Genomic DNA, 21,440 nt, shown 5'->3' with positions numbered 1-21,440 from the left:
TCCCCGCTGAATTCAGGTCTTACCGTGGCGCGGCTCGTACGGTCAGGATGTGGGCAGGCTGGATGTGGGGGTCGAGGCGTACATAGTTGCTCTGCCGCCAGCGGTACGACTCGCCTGACAACTCGTCGTCGACGACGAACTCCGCGTTCCAGTCGAGCCCGAGTGCAGGCAGGTCGAGTTCTACAGTCGCCTCGTGGGTGTGATGTGGATCGAGGTTGATGACCGCCAGAACGACGTCGCCCAGCCCGTGCCTTCGTGTGGCCGTGTCATAGGCGCCCGGGAGCCGTTTGGACAAGCAAACGATGTCCGGTTGGTCGACCCTGTGGAACCGTAGATTACGCAATTCTTGCAGTGCGGGATGCGCTCTTCGGAACAAATTCAGGTGAGTGATGAAGGGGGCGAGGGTGCGTCCTTCACGTTCAGCCGCAGCCCAATCGCGAGGTTTGTACTGATATTTTTCGCTATCCAGGTATTCCTCGCTCCCGGGCCGAACCGGCACGTTTTCGAAGAGTTCGTACCCGGAGTAGACGCCCCAGGTCGGCGACGCCAGGGCGGCCAGGACTGCCCTGATCTTGAAGGCCGGGACACCGCCGTGTTGCAGGTATTCGTGCAGGATGTCGGGAGTGTTGACGAACAGGTTCGGACGCAGGTAGGCCGAGGTCTCCTTGGCCAGCTCGGTCAGGTAGCTCTCAACGTCCCATTTGCTGTTCTTCCACGTGTAATAGGTGTAGGACTGGTGAAAACCGGTCTTCGCCAGCGTACGCATCATCGCCGGCCGCGTGAACGCCTCAGAGAGGAAGATCACATCGGGGTCGGTGCGATGCACGTCGGCCAGCAGCCGCTCCCAGAACGCCACCGGCTTGGTGTGCGGGTTGTCCACCCGGAAGATCCGCACCCCATGGTCCATCCAGTGCCGCAGCACCCGCTTGACCTCGTTGTAGATCCCCTCGGGGTCCTTGTCGAAGTTGATCGGGTAGATGTCCTGGTACTTCTTGGGCGGGTTCTCGGCGTACGCGATCGACCCGTCGGCCCTGATCGTGAACCACTCCGGGTGCTCCTTGACCCACGGATGGTCGGGCGAGCACTGCAGCGCGAAGTCCAGCGCCACCTCCATGCCCAGGGCCCTCGTCCGCTCCACGAACTCCTCGAAGTCCTCGATCGTGCCCAGGTCGGGGTGGATCGCGTCGTGGCCGCCGTCCTCGGAGCCGATCGCCCACGGCGAGCCAGGCTCGTCGGGCTCGGGGCTCAGCGTGTTGTTGCGCCCTTTACGGAACGTGGTGCCGATCGGGTGGATGGGCGGCAGGTAGACGACGTCGAAGCCCATCTTGGCGATCGCGGGCAGCCGCTTGGCGGCCGTCTGGAACGTGCCGGACTTCGACACGCCGTTCTCGTCGACCACCGCCCCCTCTGACCTGGGGAAGAACTCGTACCAGGAGCCGTAGAGCGCGCGGCGGCGGTCCACCCTCACCTTGTGCGACTTCGACCTGGTCACCAGCTCGCGGAACGGGTGCGCCTCCAGCAGCGCGGCCGTCTCGGGGAGCTGGGCGATGGACAGCCTGGCCCGCGGGTCGAGGCTCTCGTCACGCAGCGTGGCGGAGATGGACAGCAGGGCGGCGCGATGGCCGCACGCGCTGTCGCCGTTGCCGTTCCCGTTCTGGCGCTGCCTGGTGGCCCTGGTGCCCTCGGCGTTGGGGCAGTCGGCCGCGCGTACGGCCTTGGCCGCCCGCTCGAACAGCCGGGCGCCCTCCTCGCACATCAGGTCGACGTCCATGCCGCGCGGGATCTTGATCTCCGCGTCGTGCAGCCAGGTCGAGATCGGGTCGCTCCACGCCTCCACGCGGAACAGCCAGTCGCCTTCGGCGGGCAGGCACACCTCGACGGCCCAGCGGTCGGTGCCGGGCGCCAGCTCGCGCATCGGTCTCAGGCGCCCGCGCTGTCCGTCGGGCGCGGTGAGCACCACGCCCGCCGCGACGGCGTCGTGGCCCTCTCTGAACACGGTCGCCGAGACCTCGAAGGTCTCGCCGGCGACCGCCTTGGCGGGCCACTGCCCGCAGTCGACGACGGGGGAGATGTCCGTGATGGGAATTCGTCCGATCATCGCATTCAAGGGTTTGCGGCGGTACTCCCGGTACCGCCGGAGGCTTTCCCTGGCAGGAACGATCCTTGCATGTAAATTGTGGACAGCAGCGGATAGACCTCCCCGGACTGTGTGCAGGAAGGCCCAACAACCTGGAAAGTTGCCCCAATAGTCCCTCTTCATGCTTGTTCCCGGAAGGGGTTTGAACGGCCTTGATGAGGGTGAAGGACTCAGAGGTCCCTCCTAGCCCGTAGGGTGCAGAAACGTGAGAGCTATCCGCCGGTTTACCGTCCGCACCGTCCTGCCCGCGGAGCTGGCCGCCCTCGGCGAGCTCGTCCACAATCTCCGCTGGTCCTGGCACCCGGAGACGATGGACCTCTTCGCGGAGGTCGACGCCGAGCTGTGGGAACAGGTCGGCCACGACCCCGTGGCCCTGCTCGGCGCCGTCGCCCCGGCCCGGCTCACCGAGCTGGCCGCCGACCGCCGGTTCCTGCGCCGCCTCGCCGACGCGGCCGACGACCTGCGCGAATACATGACCTCTCCGCGCTGGTACCAGACGCTGCCCGACAGCGCCAGGGCCATCGCCTACTTCTCGCCCGAGTACGGCATCGCCGGCGCGTTGCCGCAATACTCCGGCGGCCTCGGCATCCTCGCGGGTGATCACCTGAAGGCGGCCAGCGACCTGGGCGTGCCCATCCTCGCGGTGGGCCTGCTCTACCGCCACGGCTACTTCACGCAGTCCCTGTCGCCCGAGGGCTGGCAGCTGGAGCACTACCCGTCGCTCGACGCCGGCGGGCTGCCGCTCAGCCTGCTCAAGGAGCCCGACGGCACGCCCGTCAAGATCCGCCTGTCGCTGCCCGACGAGCGGGTCCTGCACGCCCAGGTGTGGGTGGCGCAGGTGGGCCGGGTGCCGCTGCTGCTGCTCGACTCCGACGTGGCCGAGAACGACAACGCGGCCAGAGACGTCACCGACCGCCTCTACGGCGGCGGCACCGACCACAGACTCATGCAGGAGCTGCTGCTCGGCGTGGGCGGCGTACGCGCGATCAGGGCCTACTGCCGCATCACCGGGCACGCCGACCCCGAGGTCTTCCACACCAACGAGGGCCACGCCGGCTTCCTCGGCCTCGAGCGCATCCGCGAGCTGACCGAGGCCCGCATGTCGTTCGACGAGGCGCTGGAGGCCGTACGCGCAGGCACCGTGTTCACCACCCACACGCCCGTGCCCGCCGGCATCGACCGCTTCCCGCGCGACATGATCGAGCGGCACTTCGGCGGGCCCAACTCCTGGCCGACCGTGCCGGTCGAGCGCATTCTCGCGCTGGGCGCCGAGGCCGACCCGAGCCGGTTCAACATGGCCGTGATGGGCATGCGGCTGGCCCAGAGGGTCAACGGGGTGTCCCAATTGCACGGAGAAGTCAGCCGGGAGATGTTCAAAGATCTCTGGCCCGGTTTTGACCTGGACGAGGTGCCGATCGGGTCGATCACCAACGGCGTCCACGCGCCCACCTGGGTCGGCCGCGAGTTCATGGAGCTGGCCGGACGCGAGCTGCCCACGCTGCTGGAGCGGGCCCGCGGCTGGGAGGGCATCCAGAAGATCTCCGACGCCGACATCTGGCACATCCGCGGCACGCTGCGCAAGCGGCTGGTCGAAGGGGCCCGCGTGCGGCTGCGCCGGTCGTGGCGCGAGCGCGGGGCCTCCGACGCCGAGCTGGGCTGGATCGACGACGCGCTCGACCCCGACGTGCTGACCATCGGGTTCGCGCGGCGGGTGCCGTCGTACAAGCGGCTCACGCTCATGCTGCGCGACCCCGAGCGGCTCACCGAGCTGCTGCTCGACCCCGACAAGCCGGTGCAGATCGTGATCGCCGGCAAGGCGCACCCGGCCGACGAGGGCGGGAAGAAGCTCATCCAGCAGATCGTCAAGTTCGCCGACCAGCAGCAGGTCCGCCACCGGATCGTGTTCCTGCCCGACTACGACATGGCGCTCGGGCAGCTCATGGTGCAGGGCTGCGACGTCTGGCTGAACAACCCGCTGCGCCCGCTGGAGGCGTCCGGCACGTCGGGCATGAAGTCCGCGCTCAACGGCGGGCTCAACCTGTCCATCCGCGACGGCTGGTGGGACGAGTGGTACGACGGCACCAACGGCTGGGCCATCCCCACCGCCGACGGCGTGAGCAACTCCGACCGGCGCGACGAGCTGGAGGCCGCCGCCCTTTATGACCTGATCGAGCATGAGGTGTCCGACCGCTTCTACGACCGGGCGTTCGACGGCCTGCCGCGGCGCTGGATCGAGATGGTCAAGCACACCCTGGCCTCGCTCGGGCCGAAGGTGCTCGCCGGGCGCATGCTCCGCGACTACGTGCTGACCCTCTACAACCCGGCCGCCGCCTCCGCCCGCGCGCTGTCGGCCGACTCCTACGCCCCCGCGAAGGCGTTCGCCGCCTGGCGGGTGCGGGTGGCCAGGGCCTGGCCGGGGGTGCGGGTCGAGCACGTCGAGGCGACCGGCGTCGGCGACACGCCTGAGGTGGGGGCCGCGATCGAGCTGCACGCCACGATCGCGCTCGGCGACCTCGACCCTGACGACGTCCAGGTGCAGGCCGCCTACGGGAAGGTCGGGCCGCACGACGAGCTGGTGCACCCGGTGTACGCGACGCTGTCGGTGCAGTCGGTGGACGACGACCGGCGCGCCCACTACACCGGGAAGGTGCCGCTCGACCGCACCGGCGCGTTCGGCTACACCGTGCGCGTCGTCCCGCACCACCCGCTGCTCGTCACCCCGGCCGAGCTGGGGCTCGTCACCGTTCCCGAGGAGCCGGCCGGCATGACGAACGGGACGTTGCGGTAGGACTGCGGGCCGGGGCCGGCAATGCGGTCAACGCGGCATAATCAGGGGGTGGACGACAACGGGAACGGCCTGCGGGCCGACACACTGGTGGCCACGGTTCGCGGTGTGCTGCCGTCGTTGACGCCTGCCGCCCAGACCGTCGCCCGCCTCATACTCGAAGACCCCGCGACGGTGGCCAGGAGCACCATCACCGAGCTCTCGGCCGCCTCGGGCACCAGCGAGGCCACGATCGTGCGCACCGCGCGGCTGCTCGGCTTCGCCGGATACCCGCAGCTCAGGCTGGCGTTAGCCGCGGCGGCCGCGCAGCCCGACCGGCTGGTGCCCGGCGACCTCGCCCCCGACGACCCGCTGTCGGAGGTCATCCACAAGGTGGCGCGGGCCGAGTCGGAGGCGATCAACGACACCGTCGCCCAGCTCACCTCCGAGCGGCTGGGCCTGGTGGTCGACGCCATCGTCGGCGCCCGCAGGATCGACGCCTACGGCGTCAGCGCCTCCGGCCTGGTCGCCGAGGACGTCGCCCAGAAGCTGATGCGCATCGGCCTGTCCTCCCACGCCTTCCAGGACGCCCACCTCGCGCTGACCAGCGCGGTGCTGCTGCGCGAAGGCGACGTCGCCATCGGCATCAGCACCTCGGGCGAGACCCCCGACGTGATCGAGCCGCTGACCCGCGCCAAGGAGGCGGGGGCCACCACGGTCGCCATCACCAACAACCCCCGCTCCTCGATCGCGGAGCTGGCCGAACACGTGCTGATCTCGGCCGGGCGCGAGACGGAGTTCCGTCCCGGAGCCCTGGCCAGCCGCATCAGCCAGCTCCTCGTCGTCGACTGCGTGTTCGTCGGCGTCGCCCAGCGCACGTTCGACTCCTCTCAGGAGGCGCTCGAGAGCACCAGGCGCGCCGTCACGGAGTTCACCCGGAGAACGTCACCCGCACGTCGTCAGCCTTGACGAACATCACGCGGTGGCCGAACTGGATCTGCAGATACTTCGTCTTGCCGCGGACGACCGTGTGGTCCTCCAGGTTGAAGGTGACCGCCCGGTAATACTCGGCCGGCGCCACGCCCGCGAGCGTGTACTTCTCGCCCGCCGAGAACGTGTACTGCAGCGGGGTCACCGCCTGGTACGGGATGCCCTCCGGGTACGCCTCCTCCTCGGGGTAGGCCCTGCCGTAGACCGGCACGGTCGCCTTGCCCGGCTTGGGGGTGACCAGCAGGCCCATCGACGGCACGGCGGTCGGGTTGGCGGCCGGGTTGTGGAACCACGCCTTCTGCCCGAGGTACCAGATGGCCGTCCAGTCGCCGCTGCGCTCGGCCACGGCGTAGCGCTGGCCGGTGCTGGCGCGGGCGCTGTGGTCGTAGACGCTGTAGAGGGACTCGCCGGTCGGGTGCTTGCCGATGTCCTTGACCAGCGGCGCGTCCTCGCGCGGCTCGGTACGCAGCCACACGGTGTGGGCGGGCAGCGGCGGGCAGTCGGCCTCCGGGTTCTGGCGGTCACAGCCGTAGAAGTGCGGCTTGTTCGTCTCGAAGTCGGGCCTGATCATGACCGCGCCCGAGCGGGGGCCGCCCAGCCCGTGCAGCGGCGCGCCCATCAGCTTGAAGTAGTGCGCCCAGTCCCAGAACGGCCCCGGGTCCTCGTGCATGCCGCGCACGGTGGTCGGCAGGGTGCCGGGGACGTTGTCGTGGCCCAGGATGTGGGCCCGGTCGAGCGGCACGCCGTGGCGCAGCGCCAGGTAGCGGACCAGGCGGGCCGACGAGCGGTACATCGCCTCGGTGAACCAGGTGCCGCCCTCCGCCAGGAAGCCCTCGTGCTCGATGCCGATGGACTTGGCGTTGACGTACCAGTTGCCGGCCTGCCAGCCGACGTCCTTGGTCTTGATGTGCTGGGCGATGTGGCCGTCGGTGGAGCGGACGGAGTAGTGCCAGCTCGCGCCGTAGGCGGGGTCCTGGTTGAGGCGGATGGAGGGCAGGAAATATCCCTCCATGTCGTGAATGATGATGTAGTCGACCTTCTGGCTGGCCGGGCGGTTCGCCAGGTCGTAGTGGCCGTAGTCGTCGTTCGGGAGCTGCGCGTACGCGGCCGGGATCCACTCACAGGAGATCGACGCCGGGCACTCGATGCCGTCGGGACGCACCGGCGGGCGCAGGCCGAGCTTCTCCAGCCACTTCTCGATCGCGTCGAGGCGCGGCACGGCGGGCAGCCGGACCCGGTGGCCGTCGTCGGTCGTCCGCTCGGCCCCCTCCTTGATGATCGAGAAGACCTCGTCGGCGAAGAACTTGGCCGCGCCCGACTCCTCGGCGCCCGAGTACTTCGCGACCGCGCCGTACCACTGGCCAGGGTCGTCGCTCAGCGGCGCGCCGAGCGCCTTCTGGTACTCGGCCAGCAGCGCCGCGCCGCCGCGGATGTTGGCGGCGGCGTCGGAACGCAGCCGCTCGCGGCTCTCGCCGGTCAGCTGCGCGGCCCGCTCCATGGTCCGCAGCGAGGCCGGCAGCTCGGCCGGCGCCGGGCGGGCCTCGGGGGCGGGCAGCGGACGGCCGTCGTCGCCGCGCGCGTCCTCCTCGCCCGCGTCATGGTGGTTGCCCGCGGTGAACGCGGCGGCGTCGGTGAGGTGCATCGGGCCGAAGCCGGCGTCGCTCGACGGCTGCCCGGCGTGGGCGTCCCAGCGGGACTCCAGGTAGGAGACACCCAGCAACACGCTCTCGGGGACGCCGAACTCCTTCGCGGCGGACGCGAACGCCTGCTGCCGGTCCGCCGGCGGCTCTGCCTGGGCGGGGCTCGCCGGGATTAACGGCAGCAGGGCGACGAGCGAGGTCGCCAGTAGTCTGCGCATGAACCACTCCTCGGGGCTGGGGGCGCATAGTGCGATTCAGCGTCTCAACATTTTCCTTCTCAGGCGAGATCTTTGCGAAGATATTTTTCAGCTCTTAACGGTCATGGCGCCGCTATGTCGGGGGAGGCTCGATGGGGGGTGCCGGGCGCGGCGTGGGAGGGCCGGGGAGGCTCAGCGGGTGGTTCGTGAGGTGGGGTCGCCGTTCCAGGAGTGCCAGAGGGCCGCGTAGGCGCCGCCCGCCGCCACCAGCTCCTCATGCGTGCCCAGCTCGGTGAGCCGGCCGTCGCGCATGACCGCCACCCGGTCGGCGTCGCGGGCCGTCTGCAGCCGGTGCGCGATCGCGATCACCGTGCGGCCCGCGAGCACGGCGGCCAGCGCGCGCTCGGTGTGCCGGGCCGTCCTCGGGTCGAGCAGGGCCGTGGCCTCGTCCAGGATCAGCGTGTGCGGGTCGGCCAGCACCACCCTGGCCAGCGCGAGCTGCTGCGCCTGCGCCCCGTCCGGGCGGTGACCGCCGGGGCCGAGGTGCGCGTCGAGGTCCACGGCCCAGTCGGCGCCGACCGCGTTCAGCGCCGCGCGCAGCTCGGCGTCGGTCGCGTCGGGGGCGGCGATGGCCAGGTTGTCGCGTACGGTGCCGAGGAACACGTGGTGCTCCTGGGTGACGAGCATGACGCGCTCGCGCAGCCGGTCAGGGTCGAGCCCGGCCACGGGGACGCCGCCCACCGTGACCTCGCCCGTACGCGGGGCGTCCATGCCCGCCAGCAGCCGGCCCAGCGTGGTCTTGCCCGCCCCCGAGGGGCCGACGATCGCGAGCCGCTCGCCCGGACGTACCCGCAGATCCACGCCGTGCAGGACGTCGGGGCCTCCGTCGTAGGCGTAGGACACGCCGCGCACCTCGATCCGGTCGTCCACCGGCTCGGGGGCCGCGCCCGCGGGCCCGCCGCGCGGCGCCTGAGCCAGGCCCTCCACCCGGGCGAACGACGCGCTGCTGCTCTGCAGCAGCTCCAGGTTCTCGAGGATGGTGTTCAGCGGCGCGGACAGCTGCCGCAGGTAGAGCGCCGCCGCGACCACCGTGCCCAGCGTCACCGTGCCCAGCGTCACCGTGCCCTGCGCCATGAGCACGCCGCCCAGCAGCAGGACGGCGGCCACCGGGATCGCGTACGAGACGTCCACCACCGGGAACAGCACACTGCGCAGGAACAACGTCCTGACCCGGGTGCGCCGGCACTCCTCGATGGCGCGGCGGCACACCGACAGGCGGCGGTGCTCCAGCCGCAGCGCCGCCACCGTGCGGGCGCCGCTCGTGGTGGCCGCCAGCTCCTCGGCCAGGGCCGCGTTCGCCCTGCCCTCCGCCAGGTACGCCGTCACCGCCCTGCGCAGGTACCACCGCGTCGCGAACCAGATCCCGGCCAGCCCGGCCACCCCGCACGCGCCCAGCAGCGGGCTCAGCACGAACACGGCGGCCAGCACGAACCCGGCCTGCACGGCGGCGATCGCCATCGTGGGGCCCGCGTCGCGCAACGTCGCGCCGACCGCCGCCACGTCGGTGGTGCCCCTGGTGATCAGGTCGCCCGTGCCCGCCCGCTCGACCGTGGTCGCGGGCAGGGCGAGCGCGCGGTCGGCGAACTCCTCGCGGATGCGGGCCAGCGTGCGCTCCCCGAACCGGTGGCCGGCCAGGCCCGCGTACCGTGACAGCACGATCTGGGCCAGCGCGCACACCAGGATGGCCAGCGCCAGCCGGTCCACCGTCGCAAGGCCCGCCCCGGCGCGCACCTCGTCCACGATCCGGCCGAGCAACCACGGCGCGGCCAGCCCCGCCGCCGCGGCCAGCCCGTTGAGCGCCAGCATCCCGGCGAACGCCCGCCCGTCCATCCGCACGAGCCGCACCCACGCCCGCCGCACCTGGGCGGGCCGGGCCACCGGCAACCGATCCACCGCCTCCGCCGCCTCGCGGCCTCGCGCCTCCGCGATCACGATCGGCCTCCTGTCCCGGCCCCGATGGGGTCGCTGTCGAGGTCGCCGGGGGATTCGTCCCCTTCGCCGCTCCCGTCGGGCTCGCCGCGCGCGACGAGGGCGCGGTAGCCGGGGGAGTCGCGGAGCAGGGTGTGGTGGTCGCCGGAGGCCGCGACCGTGCCGTCGACCAGGTAGTAGACGGTGTCGGTCTGCTCAAGGACGAGCGGCGAGGTGGTGGTGACGGCGGTCGTGCGGCCCGCGCGTACGGCACGCAGGCGGGCGGCGACCACGGCCTCGGTGTGGGCGTCCAGGGCCGAGGTGGGCTCGGCGGCCAGGAGCACGTCGGGGGCGGCGAGCAGGGCGCGGGCCAGCCGGACCCGCTGGCGCTGCCCGCCGGACAGGTTGCGGCCCTGGGCGGTGACGGGCGCGTCCAGGCCGTGCCTGGCGACGTCCTCGGCCCCGGCGGCGTGCAGGGCGAGCTCCAGCTCCGCGTCCGAAGGGTCGGCGCGACCGGCCACGACCTCACGCAGCGTGCCCGCGAACAGGTCGGCCTCGTTGTCGGCCACCAGGACGCGCTCCCGCACCCAGGCGGGGTCGAGGTCGCGCAGGCTCACCCCGTCCCAGGTAGCGGCCGGTTCGGCGAACCCGCCCAGCCGGTCGAGCACCGCCGCACCCTCCGCGGCCCGCGCGCCGGCCAGCGCCGTCAGCCGCCCCGGCGCCAGCTCCACCCCGGACACGCCGTCACGCAACACGCCATCGGGCGGCGCGGGCGGCGCGGCGCCCGGCGTCCCGAGGTCCTCGGGTTCGAGCGACAGGAACCGTACGGTCCTGCGGGCCGCCACCAGACCCCTGCTGATGTCGTAACCGCCCTCCACGAAGAACGACACCGGCACCACCAGCACGGCGGCGTACCCGTACACCGCGACCAGCTCCCCCGCCGTGATGTCGCCCTGCACCGCCATCCTGGCCGCCAGCCACGTCACCGCCCCCAGGAAGAGCGTGGGCAGCCCGACCCCCAGCGCGTGGATCCAGCTCGTCACCGCCCCCACCCGGTAGCCGCGCTCGCGCAGCTCCTGCGAGCCGCGCCGGTAGCGGGCGGCGTAGACGTCCTTGCCGCCGATGCCGTTCAGCACCCGAAGCCCGCCCGCGATGTCGGCGAACCTGGCGGCCAGCTCGCCCTGCCCGGCCCGGTACGCGGTCTCCACCCCGCGCAGCCGTCCGAGCAGCGGCCCCAGCAGCACGACGAGCAGCGGCACGCCCAGCAGCACCACGGCGGCCAGCACCGGGGAGACCGCCAGCAGCAGCACGGCCACGACGATGTAGGCCAGCACCGCGCCGACGCCAGGCCCGGTGACGGTGAGCGTGGCGGACATCATGGCCGCGTCCCCGAACCCGATCGTGACCACCTCACCGGCCGTCACCTTGCGCGGCAGCGCCGCACCCAGCCGGGTCGCCTGCAGAGCCACCACGTGGGCGGTGCGGAAGGCGGCGTCCATGCGTACGCGCGTCATCGTCCTGTGCCGCATGATGGCCAGCCACGCGTTCAGCACGCCGGTGCCGAGCACCGCCGCCACCCAGCCGGTCAGCACGGCCAGGTCCCCCGTGGCGAGCCCGTCGTCGATGGCGCGGGAGAGCAGGTACGGCGGCAGCGTCAGGCACACCATCCACGCCGTCCCTAAGCACGCCCCCAGCAACACCCGCCCAGGCTGCCGGACGACCAGCCACCACAGGTAGCGAGCCGCACCGCGACAGTCGGGCGTTCCCGGATCGGCAAGGGGATCAGCCATGCCAAGCACCCTAGAACCCGCCCCCACCCCATCCAGGACCACCCCCGCTTTCCACGCGCCGCGCGGGTCAGGGGACGAGGACGACCTTGCCCGTGGTGCGGCGGGACTCCATGGCCGCGTGGGCTTCGGCGGCCTGCTCCAGGGGGAATGTCTGGACGGCGGGGACGAGCGCTCCGTCGGCCGCCGCGGCGAGGGCCTTGGCCTCGTACGCGGGTCGCGTCTCCGGGTGCTCCAGCAGGACCAGCAGCGCGTTGGTCGCGGTCTGGCCGCGGGCGGCGAGGGTGTCGTCGTCGGGCCAGAAGTCCTGCTGGGAGGCGCTGCCGATGGTGAGGAACCGGCCGCCGTCGGCCAGCAGCCCGAACGCGGCCCGCGCCTTGTCGCCGCCCACCCCGTCGAGCACCGCCGTGACCTTGCGGCCCCCGAGGTGCCCGGCGACCTGCTCGTCCCAGGAGGGCAGGTCGTAGTCCACGGCGAGGTCGGCCCCCAGCTCGCGGACGGCCGCCACCTTGGCGGGGCCGCCCGCCGCGCCGATCACGGTGGCGCCGAGGCGGCGGGCGTACTGGATGACCAGCCGCCCGATCCCGCCGGCCGCAGACGTCACCAGCACCACGTCGCCGGGCGTCAGCGCGGCCACGTCCAGGTAGTGCAGGGTGGTGCCGCCGGTGACGATCATGGCGACGGCCGTCACGTGGTCGAGCCCCTCGGGCATCGGGTGCAGGGCCGTCACGTCGGCCACGGCCAGCTCGGCGTACCCGCCGGGCCGCCCGCCCGACGTCACCACGTCACGGCCGATCCAGGACGGATCGACGTCAGGCCCCACGGCGTCCACCCGGCCCGCGACCTCTCCGCCCATGATCGCCGGCAGCTCGGGCAGCGGCGGCGTGAAACCTCCTGTCGGCCTCGACCGCATGACGGCCTCGATGAAGTGCACCCCGGCCGCCTTGACGGCGACGCGCACCTGCCCGGGGCCGGGCTCGGGGTCGGGGACTTCCTCGTAGCGAAGGTTCTCGGCGGGACCGAAGGCGTGCAGAACGACGGCGTGCATGACGTGCTCCAAGAAACGACGAACAGCTTCGTCCCCCGAGCCTGCAACCCCAAGCCCACTTGAGGTCAAGCGCCGCTTCCCAGACCCCACACTCGCGTGATGGTGAGGGAAGGGCCGCTGGCGGGCGACATGCTGGTGGCCGCCTGGCGGCACGCGCTGACCGGCGCGGTCAGGGGACGAGCCGGAGCGACGGGCGGCGGTCGGGGAGGCCGATGAGCTCGCGGACGCGGGCGATCGGCCAGGCCAGCTCCTGGGCCAGCGCCGCCGCGCTCAGCGAGCCCTCACGGCAGGCCAGCTCGAATGCCTCGGCCAGCAGCACCGGCTGCTCGCCCGGGTAGCCGGACACGGGCTCGTTGGTGAAGCCCGGCTGGCCGCGCAGGGCGTTGAGCCGCTGGTAGGCGCGGCCGGCCGCCGAGTCGGACAGCAGCCCGGTCTCGCGGCACCGGTAGAGCAGCGAGTCGACCGACACCCCCCACGTCTGCCGCAGCTCGGCCAGCTTGCGCAGGTCGGCGCGGGAGGGCAGGCGGGGCAGGATGCTCTCGCGCGGCGTCAGGAACTCGGCGGCGAAGGCGTCGGCCTCGCGTTCCTGCTGGGAGTCGCCGGCCGCGGTGTCGCCGTGGAGCACGAGGTGGCCCAGCTCGTGGGCGGCGGTGAAGCGGTGGCGGTAGATGTCGTCGAAGCGGTTGGGCGTCAGCACCACGATGGGCCTGGGCAGGCTGGAGGTGGAGAAGGCGTCGACGGTGACGGCGTCGGGGTCGTGGCGGGGGAAGGCGACGACGATGCCGTGGGACTCCATGCGGCGTACGAGGTGGCTGATCGGGCCCGTGCCGAGCCCCCAGTGGGCCCGCAGCGCGCGGGCGGCGCCGGCCGGGTCGCGCGGCAGCGCGGAGTGCATCTCGCCGCCCGCGAACCCCGGCAGGTCGACGGCGGGCAGCTGGACGCGTCTCTCCAGCGCGTACGTCAGCTCCCACACCTGCTCGACGAAGGCCACGGCCTTGGCCCGCTGGTAGGCCCGGGTGGAGCGCAGGCTGCGGAAGTGGGCCATGGACCCGTCGAGCTTGCCGTGGGGCCGCCCGGACAGGAAGAACGCCGCCGGCACCGACAGCACCTCGGCCAGCAGCGGGATCAGGTCGGGCCGCGGCCGGGTGACGCCCGCCTCGTATTGCCCGACGGCGGCGGGCGAGACGCCGAGCCGCTCGGCGACCTCCTTCTTGGTGAGCGCGGCCAGATGACGAGCCTGCGTGAGCCGCGTCGCGTCGAACGCGTCCGCCACCGCCTGTGGCGTCGGCCCGGGGGAGCCGGGGTCACGCACCGCCGGCGGCTTCCGGCCAGAGAGGGATGGGGGCGGGGGCGGCCGAGCGGGGGTTGAGCTCGGGGGAGGGGAGCGCGCCCTGGTCGAACGCCGCCGCGGTGTCGCCCTGGGTGAGCGCGGCGGCCTCCTGGGTGAGCGGGATCTCCTCGCAGTGGTGCCAGCGCAGGCTGCCGAGGCGGTCGAGCAGCTCGGCCTCGCCCCACCAGGCGTCGAGCAGCCCGGCGTGGGCGTTGGCCGCGTACGCGATCAGCACGAGGCGGGTGTCGTCGGGCAGGTCGCCGAGCGCCTCGGCCACCGGCACCGCGTGAGGAGCGACGTCGTGCAGCGCGAGCTGCCGCATGCGCGGCTCCGGCCCGAACCGGTTGAACAGCGCCTGCACCAGCGCCGACGGCCGCCCGTCGCCGATGCGGGCGCTCATCACGCTGCCCGCGCGGTCTTTGGCGTAGCGGAACGGGAACAGCAGCGTGCCGTCGAGCGCCACCAGCTCGTGCTGGGAGCCGCCTGGCTTGACGATGCGCACGTCACCGAGGTCCTGGAACGCCTCGGCCAGCGCCTCGAACTTGCGCGACATGAGCGTGAACCCGAACGGGTGCAGATGATCGGTGCGCGCGACCTCCTGGGCCTCGCGCGCGTTGTCGGCGGCCACCGACAACGCCTCGGCGACGCACTCCCTGACCAGGGACGCCCGCTGTCCGAACATGTCGTGAGCCCACTGCGACATCCGCACGCCCGACCTCCCGCCGCTTTACTTTCCAACATCATAGACCCGCTGCGGCTTCACCTTGCCCCCGCGCCACGCCGGTGCTCGCGGGGTGTCACCCCCCAGAAGGCGTCGTCGCGGAGGTAGAGGGTGGTCCACGCCTGGACCACGTACGAGAGGGGCGGTTCGCCCAGCGGACGTCGTGCGCGTCACGTAACGAGCGGTAGTCGGTGAGCGCGGCGGCCACGGACGGAGGAAGCAGCGGGTCGTGACACATCGGACACTCCCTGGAAAGGACGCGCCGTCATCGTGACACGAAACGTCCGCTGCGTCCCCCTCTCACAGCGTCCGCGTCAGCCGCGCCGGTCGAGCCGGAACGAGGGTTGCCCCGGCCTGCCCGGCTGGGCGTCCAGCGACTTGTCGTCGAGGATCCGTACGGCGTCCTCGGCGACGAACACCCGTACGTCCTCCTTCTCGACGACCTGGTCACCGGCGTGCGGCGTGCTCGCCAGCGTGACCTCCAGCGTTCCTGCCTCGTCTGCCTTCGGGGCGATGCGCAGGCCCGCGTCGGCGGGCACGTTCTCCCCGACCAAGAGGTCGCGGATGGCGACCACGGCGTTATCGGTCAATGTCAGCACGACCTGCTCCTTTGTCCTCTTGGAACCCTCCGACTCCCCCCACCTCGGAGCAGCAAACACATGCGCCGGGCAGCGCCGGGTAGCGGGGACGGCATGGCGAAGACCGATGAAGCCGTGCTGGAGGCGCTGCTCGACCGTTACGGCCGCACGTACGCGGGCGAGGCCGGCATCAAACTCGCCGACCGCCCGAAACCGCTCTACGAGCTGCTGGTGCTCGCGACGCTGCTGAGCGCCCGCATCTCGGCCGACGTGGCGGTGGCGGCGGCGAAGGAGCTGTTCGCCGCCGGGTACGGCACGCCCAAGGGCATGTGCGAGGCGAGCTGGCAGGACCGGGTGGACGCGCTGGGCCGCGGCCACTACCGCCGCTACGACGAGCGCACGGCCACGATGCTCGGCGACGGCGCGGAGCTGCTCCTCGACCGGTGGAAGGGCGACCTGCGGCGGCTGCGCGACGAGGCGGGCGGCGACGAGCGGCGGATCGCGGAGCTGCTGACCGAGTTCCCCGGCATCGGCCCGACGGGGGCCGACATCTTCCTGCGCGAGGTCCAGGCCGTCTGGCCGCAGGTCGCGCCGCACCTGGACCGGCGGGTGCTGGACGGCGCGGGCAAGCTGGGCCTGCCGCGGCAGGCGGGGCCGCTCGCCAAGCTCGCCGGGTCCGGCGACGAGCTGGCGCGCCTGTCGGCCGCGCTCGTCAGGGTGGCGCGGAGCAAGAAGTCCGTGGACGAGGTGAAGGCGGCTGCCGCGCGGTGATCGGCGGCTGTTAGGTTCTGGGTCATGGGTGAGTTCGTCAGCGTCGAGGTGGCCGACCAGATCGCCACGATTCGTCTAGACCGTCCGAAGATGAACGCGCTCAACGCTCAGGTGCAGCGTGAGCTCGCCGAGGCGGCCGCGCTGATCGACGCCGACCCGCAGGTGCATGCGGTGATCCTGTACGGCGGCGCGCGGGTGTTCGCCGCCGGCGCGGACATCAAGGAGATGTCCGACATGTCGTACGTCGAGATGTCCGCCCACTCCGTCACCCTCCAGGGCGCGCTGACCGCGATCGCCCGCATCGGCAAGCCGGTCATCGCCGCCATCACGGGCTACGCCCTGGGCGGCGGCTGCGAGCTGGCGCTGTGCGCCGACTTCCGGGTGGCGGGCGAGTCGGCCAAGCTGGGCCAGCCCGAGGTGCAGCTCGGCCTCATCCCCGGCGCGGGCGGCACCCAGCGCCTGCCCCGGCTGATCGGCCCCGCGCGGGCGAAGGACCTCATCTTCTCCGGCCGCCACGTCGACGCCGCGGAGGCGCTCGCCATCGGGCTGGTCGATCGCGTGGTGCCGGACGAGCAGGTCTACACCGCCGCGCTCGAATGGGCCGCCACGTTCGTCGGCGGGCCCGCCGTGGCGCTGCGCGCCGCCAAGCAGGCCATCGACCAGGGCCTGGAGACCGACCTGGAGACGGGCCTGGAGATCGAGCGGCTGCAGTTCTCCGGCATGTTCGCCACCGAGGACGCGAAGGCCGGCATGCGCGCCTTCACCGAGCGATCCAAGCCGAAGTTCACGGGCCGCTGAGCGATTCCCCCCGAAGCCATCACATTCGGTTACGCCCGTCCATAGCGGGATTCGTTTACCACTATGGTGGCCTTCCATGAAGCGCGTCCTGGTCCCCGCACGGCTCAGAAAGGCCGTGCGCACGTGGTTCGACTCCCGCTACATCTCGATCGCCGATCACCGGCAGGACATCAGGGACGCGCTCTGGGAGGTGCAGACGCTGCGGCGGGAGATGCAGACCCTCCAGGAGGAGGTCGAGCGGCTGCGCAAGGTCCGCCCGCCCGTGATCGACAAGAAGAAGGTCGACGAGACCCACCGGCTCGCCCAGGAGACCGCCAAGGCGCTGGACGGCGTGCTGCAGAACGAGGTCCTCGTCTGGCAGGCCATCGACCAGCTGCGTGACGAGCGGGGCCGCGCCGAGGAGCAGCCGTGCGCGTGACCTGGACGGGCGCCGCGCAGCTGAGCTTCCGTCTCGACTCCGAGGACGAGATCACCGGCAGGGCCTCCGACGACTACCCGATCAAGCTGGCCATCAACTCCTGCTCGATCACCGGGGTCCCCGAGGACGCACACCCCGACCTGTACGCCGTCGCCGCCTGGACGGTCGTGGCCCCGTGGACGCGCCGGCGCGTCACGTTCGACCGGGCGATCTCCGCCGAGCTGGCCGAGGTGCTGCACGACGGCTTCGGCGTCGAGGCGGGCCCGGTGGGCGCGGAGCGGCGGCGGCCGGGGTCGCGGCTGGCCATCTCCTACAGCGGCGGCGCCGACTCGGTCGCGGCGGCCACGATGTACCCGGATGCCCCGTTTGTTCACTTCCAGCGGGTGGCGCATCCGCGCGTACCGAACCGCTGGCCCCACTACCGCTCCGACGTGCTGGCCAAGCTGGCCGCCAAGACCGGCCGCGAGCTGACCACGGTCAGCTCCGACCTCGAATACACCCTGGCCGAGCCCCGCCCCGGCTACCCCGAGCACCACGCGGTCGCCGCCGGCGCGCTGCTGCTGGCCGACCAGCTCGACCTGGGCGGCCTCGGCTTCGGCTACGAGCTGGGCTCGCGCTGGCTCGGCGGCGACCGCTACCTGGGCCGCTTCACCCCCGACAACCCCATGTGGGCGCCGCACGGCCGCTGGGGGCGCTTATTCGCGGCGGCGGGCCTGCACATCGTGCTGCCCGTCGGCGGCGTCAGCGAGGCGGTCACCATGCGTCTCGCGCTCGGCTCGCCGCTGCGCGAGCAGGTCCGCTGGTGCCTTCAGGGCGTGGACGGCCCCTGCCGCACGTGCGGCAAGTGCTTCTACAAGGAGCTCATCCAGGCCGCCGTCGAGCGCCGCCCGCTGGACTCGCCGATGAAGGCCGAGCACCCGTCGGTCAGGAAATACCTCAAGAAACCGCCGTACGGCGGCCAGGAGATGATCCAGTACGGGCTCTCCCGCGTCCCCGGCATCGAGAAGACCGTCCTCGCGCCCGCGCTCGACTACTTCGACGTCAGCGAGGAGGCGACGAGCTGGCTCGACCACTGCTACCCGCCGGCCCTGGAGGAGATCCCTGAGCCGTGGCGCGCGGAGGCGGCCGCGTTCGTCGAGGCGAACATCGGGTTGATGACGGAGCCGGAAGTGCGCCAGGTGGAGACCTGGGGGAGTGGAGCAGGGGCGTGAAGGTTTACCTGTCGGTGGACATGGAGGGCGTGACCGGGCTGACCGACCCGGAGGAGATGCACGCCGGCAAGCGCGGCTACGAGCGCGGCTGCGAGCTGATGACGGCCGACGCGAACGCGGCGGTCGAGGGCGCGTTCGCGGCCGGGGCGGACAGCGTGCTGGTCAACGACGCCCACGGCTCCACCAAGAACCTCAGGATCGACCTGCTCGACCCGCGGGCCAGCCTCATCAGGGGGCCGGGCAAGGCGCAGCGGATGGCGCAGGGCCTCGACGGGACGTTCCAGGCGGCCTGCTTCGTCGGCTACCACGCCCGTGCCGGGGTGCCCGACGGCGTGCTCAACCACACCTGGATGGGCAAGGAGATCCAGAACGTCTACCTCAACGGCGACCTGTGCGGCGAGACCCGGCTGGTGGCGGCGTGCGCCGGGTTCCACGGGGTGCCGGTCGTCCTGGTGACCGGGGACGAGGCGGTCGGCGAGGAGGCCCGCGAGCTGCTCGGCGACGTCGAGACCGTGGCGGTCAAGAAGGGCATCGACAAGTTCTCGGCCGAGCTGCTGCCGCCGAGCGTGGCCCAGGGCAGGATCCGTGAGGCCACCGCGCGGGCGCTGGGCCGGTTGAGCGACTTCACGCCGTACGTGGTGCCGGCGCCGTACACGCTGGGCGTGGAGTGGAACTCGACCGCCATCGCCGCCGCCGTCTCGCTGGTGCCGGGCGTCAAGCAGGTGGGCACCCGCCACACCGAGTTCACCACCGACGACTTCGCCCAGATCATGGCCCTGTTCGGGATCTTCGCCACGATCGGCGGCCAGGTCGCGTGCGGCAGCGGGCCCTATGGCTGACGGCAAGGGGGCCGCGCTCACCCGGCGCGGCCTGCTCGTCGGGATCGGCGCGGCGGGGGGCGCGGGCGCCATGTACGCCGCCATGGGCGCGCTCGGCCTCGCCCCCACCGGGCAGGACAAGGAGTTCACGCCGCCGCGCGCGGGCGACTTCACGCTGCGCGGCAAGGCGTCGGCCAGCGTGGTCATCCTGGGGGCCGGGGTGGCGGGGCTGACGGCGGCGTACGAGCTGGGCAAGGCCGGCTACGACTGCACGCTGCTCGAAGCGCGGCCCAAGGCCGGCGGCAGGAACCTCACGCTGCGCGGCGGCGACCGCCTGACCGAGCTGAACGGCCCGGCTCAGGAGGTCACGTTCGGCGAGGGCGTCTACTTCAACGCCGGGCCCGGCCGCATCGCGCCGTGGATGGTCACCCTCGACTACTGCCGCGAGCTGGGCATCCCGATCGAGACGTTCGTCAACTCGAACGCGGCGGCGTACGTGCACGTCGACAACAGGACGGTCAGAGCCCGCACCGCCCGCGCCGACATATACGGATATGTCGCCGAACTCCTCGCGAAAGTCACCGACTCCGGCGCCCTGAACAGGACCCTCACCAAGGACGACAGGGAACGCCTGCTGGAGTTCCTGCGGCGATTCGGCGACCTCGGACCCAGGCACGAGTACGAGGGCTCGCCCCGGCGCGGCTTCGAGAAGTTTCCCGCCGTCGACGGCGGCACCCCGCTCGACGCCCCCGGCACCCTCCGCCAGGTGCTGGCCGCCGGCACCGGCCGCGCGATCACCAACGACTTCGGCTACGAGCAGGCCACTCCCATGTTCCAGCCGGTCGGCGGCATGGACGCGATCGTCACCAGGCTGCAGGAGGCCGTCGGCACGGACCGGATCAAGACCGGCGCCAAGGTCACCAAGATCACCACGATGGACGACGGCGTCGAGGTCTCCTACACCGGCGGCGTGCTCAAGGCCGACTACTGCATCGCCGCGCTCCCGCCGCACGTCCTCGCCAAGATCCCGCACAACCTCGGCGCCCAGGTGACCGGCGCCCTGGCCACCCCCGTCCCGGTCGCCGCCGGCAAGATCGGCCTGGAGTACGGCACCCGCTGGTGGGAGCGCGAGGACCGCATCTACGGCGGCGTCACCGAGACCGACCTCGACATCACCCACATCTGGTACCCCTCGCACGACTACCACGCCGAGCGCGGCCTGCTCGTCGGCTACTACAACACCGGCCCCGAGGCCGAGCTGTACGGCGCGCTCACCCCTGAGGACCGCAGGCGCAGGGCGCTCACCCAGGGCAAGAAGATCCACGGCGAGAAATACCGCCAGAACGTCCTGGGCAGCGCCTCCATCGCCTGGCACCGGCAGGAGCACATCCTGGGCGGCTGGGTGCGCTGGCCCTCCTTTGATCCGTCGTTCACTCTTCTGCAACGTCCGGCAGGAAGGGTCTACTTCGCGGGCGACTGGCTCACCCACCTCATCGCCTGGCAGGCGGGGGCCATGGAGTCGGCCCGCGCCGTCGTCACCGGGCTGCACCAGCGCGTGTTGCGGTCTCCGTGACGTCGCACGCTGCTCCGGCGGCCGCAATAGGCTCGTCAGGAGAAGCGAGACGAGGAGTTGGAGATGACGTTGCAGTGGGTGCCCGCGACCGTACGGCCCGACCTCCTGGCCGACCCGGTGGCGCGTGCCGTCGCTGACCTGGAGGGCGTCGAGGTGGCCGAGATCGACCCCGAGCTGGCCGACACGGCGGCGTTCTGCGAGCGCTACGGCGTGTCACTCGACGAGTCCGCCAACTGCGTCGTGGTGGCGGCCAAGCGGGGCGGCGAGACGCGCTACGCCGCCTGCATGGTGCTCGCGACGATGCGGGTCGACGTCAACGGCGTCGTGCGCAGGCATCTCGACGCCCGCAAGGCGAGCTTCGCGCCGATGGCAGACGCGGTCGAGCGCACCGGCATGGAATACGGCGGCATCACCCCCCTCGGCCTGCCCGAGGAGTGGCCCGTCCTGGTCGACACCAGGGTCGCCGAGCAGCCGCGCGTGGTGATCGGCAGCGGCGTGCGCAGGTCGAAGCTCGCGGTCTCGGGCGCCACCCTGGCCGGGCTGAAGAAGGCGGAGGTGCTCTCCCTGGCCGGCTGACGGCGGAATCGAGGCCATTTCGAGACCGTCGTTTGGGAAACCGGAGAGGGCTTCTTGGACGTTGTACGAGTGGGAATGTGGCCTCATGGTTCATCTCGTGGGCGGGGATTAAGCC

At 72.0% G+C, this 21,440-nt stretch carries 17 protein-coding genes; 9 read left to right on the top strand and 8 right to left on the bottom strand.

The window, feature by feature from the left end; translation table 11 throughout:
- Positions 1-19: 19 nt before the first annotated feature.
- On the bottom strand, positions 20-2,098 hold the full coding sequence (locus AB0K12_RS19040; RefSeq protein WP_364562352.1) for an alpha-1,4-glucan--maltose-1-phosphate maltosyltransferase: 2,079 nt from the start codon (positions 2,096-2,098) through the stop codon (positions 20-22).
- A 244-nt stretch (positions 2,099-2,342) separates the two neighbouring features.
- On the opposite strand from AB0K12_RS19040, the gene glgP reads away from it, so the two are divergent.
- A complete protein-coding gene (gene glgP, locus AB0K12_RS19035) occupies positions 2,343-4,925 on the top strand; it encodes an alpha-glucan family phosphorylase (RefSeq protein WP_364562349.1) in 2,583 nt (860 codons plus the stop codon).
- 48 nt (positions 4,926-4,973) lie between these two features.
- Entirely contained in the window at positions 4,974-5,870 is an 897-nt protein-coding gene (locus AB0K12_RS19030) for a MurR/RpiR family transcriptional regulator (protein WP_355414562.1), read from the top strand.
- On the opposite strand, the gene AB0K12_RS19025 is transcribed toward AB0K12_RS19030, so the two are convergent.
- From AB0K12_RS19025 to AB0K12_RS18995, 7 genes are all read right to left on the bottom strand, one after another.
- A complete protein-coding gene (locus AB0K12_RS19025; protein ID WP_364562345.1) occupies positions 5,833-7,749 on the bottom strand; it encodes an N-acetylmuramoyl-L-alanine amidase in 1,917 nt (638 codons plus the stop codon). The two genes, AB0K12_RS19030 and AB0K12_RS19025, sit on opposite strands and share 38 nt — an antisense overlap.
- A gap of 171 nt (positions 7,750-7,920) precedes the next feature.
- The gene (locus tag AB0K12_RS19020; protein ID WP_364562342.1) at positions 7,921-9,720 is read right to left on the bottom strand and encodes an ABC transporter ATP-binding protein; all 1,800 of its coding nucleotides are present in this window, start codon (positions 9,718-9,720) and stop codon (positions 7,921-7,923) included.
- The gene (locus AB0K12_RS19015) at positions 9,717-11,486 is read right to left on the bottom strand and encodes an ABC transporter ATP-binding protein (RefSeq protein WP_364562339.1); all 1,770 of its coding nucleotides are present in this window, start codon (positions 11,484-11,486) and stop codon (positions 9,717-9,719) included. Before AB0K12_RS19015 ends, AB0K12_RS19020 begins: the two co-directional genes overlap by 4 nt.
- A 67-nt stretch (positions 11,487-11,553) precedes the next feature.
- The gene (locus AB0K12_RS19010) at positions 11,554-12,531 is read right to left on the bottom strand and encodes a zinc-binding dehydrogenase (RefSeq protein ID WP_364562336.1); all 978 of its coding nucleotides are present in this window, start codon (positions 12,529-12,531) and stop codon (positions 11,554-11,556) included.
- Positions 12,532-12,700: 169 nt separating this feature from the next.
- On the bottom strand, positions 12,701-13,804 hold the full coding sequence (locus AB0K12_RS19005) for an XRE family transcriptional regulator (protein ID WP_364562333.1): 1,104 nt from the start codon (positions 13,802-13,804) through the stop codon (positions 12,701-12,703).
- Between the two features lie 31 nt (positions 13,805-13,835).
- Positions 13,836-14,543, bottom strand: a complete 708-nt coding sequence (locus AB0K12_RS19000) for a hypothetical protein (RefSeq protein WP_364562330.1) — start codon at positions 14,541-14,543, stop codon at positions 13,836-13,838.
- Between the two features lie 353 nt (positions 14,544-14,896).
- On the bottom strand, positions 14,897-15,181 hold the full coding sequence (locus AB0K12_RS18995) for a Fe-S cluster assembly protein HesB (protein ID WP_345389333.1): 285 nt from the start codon (positions 15,179-15,181) through the stop codon (positions 14,897-14,899).
- A 93-nt stretch (positions 15,182-15,274) separates the two neighbouring features.
- Between AB0K12_RS18995 and AB0K12_RS18990 the strand changes: the two genes are divergently transcribed.
- The 7 genes from AB0K12_RS18990 (at position 15,275) to AB0K12_RS18960 (ending at position 21,325) form a co-directional block, all read left to right on the top strand.
- Positions 15,275-15,931, top strand: a complete 657-nt coding sequence (locus AB0K12_RS18990; protein WP_364562326.1) for an endonuclease — start codon at positions 15,275-15,277, stop codon at positions 15,929-15,931.
- A gap of 24 nt (positions 15,932-15,955) precedes the next feature.
- On the top strand, positions 15,956-16,729 hold the full coding sequence (locus AB0K12_RS18985; protein ID WP_364562323.1) for an enoyl-CoA hydratase-related protein: 774 nt from the start codon (positions 15,956-15,958) through the stop codon (positions 16,727-16,729).
- Positions 16,730-16,805: 76 nt separating this feature from the next.
- Positions 16,806-17,147, top strand: a complete 342-nt coding sequence (locus tag AB0K12_RS18980) for a hypothetical protein (RefSeq protein WP_364562320.1) — start codon at positions 16,806-16,808, stop codon at positions 17,145-17,147.
- Positions 17,138-18,358 carry a DUF6395 domain-containing protein gene (locus tag AB0K12_RS18975; RefSeq protein ID WP_364562317.1) on the top strand — a complete coding sequence of 407 codons (1,221 nt, stop codon included), beginning with the start codon at positions 17,138-17,140 and terminating at the stop codon, positions 18,356-18,358. Before AB0K12_RS18980 ends, AB0K12_RS18975 begins: the two co-directional genes overlap by 10 nt.
- Complete coding sequence (locus AB0K12_RS18970) at positions 18,355-19,197, top strand: M55 family metallopeptidase (protein ID WP_364562314.1); 843 nt, start codon at positions 18,355-18,357, stop codon at positions 19,195-19,197. The genes AB0K12_RS18975 and AB0K12_RS18970 overlap by 4 nt, the downstream gene beginning before the upstream one ends.
- Positions 19,190-20,749 (top strand): flavin monoamine oxidase family protein, encoded by a 1,560-nt coding sequence (locus AB0K12_RS18965; RefSeq protein ID WP_364562311.1) that lies wholly within the window; start codon positions 19,190-19,192, stop codon positions 20,747-20,749. Before AB0K12_RS18970 ends, AB0K12_RS18965 begins: the two co-directional genes overlap by 8 nt.
- A gap of 57 nt (positions 20,750-20,806) precedes the next feature.
- Complete coding sequence (locus AB0K12_RS18960) at positions 20,807-21,325, top strand: YbaK/EbsC family protein (protein WP_364562308.1); 519 nt, start codon at positions 20,807-20,809, stop codon at positions 21,323-21,325.
- The last annotated feature ends 115 nt before the right edge of the window (positions 21,326-21,440 follow it).

Source organism: Nonomuraea sp. NPDC049419 (assembly GCF_040676995.1).
Lineage (GTDB): Bacteria > Actinomycetota > Actinomycetes > Streptosporangiales > Streptosporangiaceae > Nonomuraea > Nonomuraea salmonea.
This window is presented reverse-complemented; position numbering and strand designations above follow the sequence as displayed.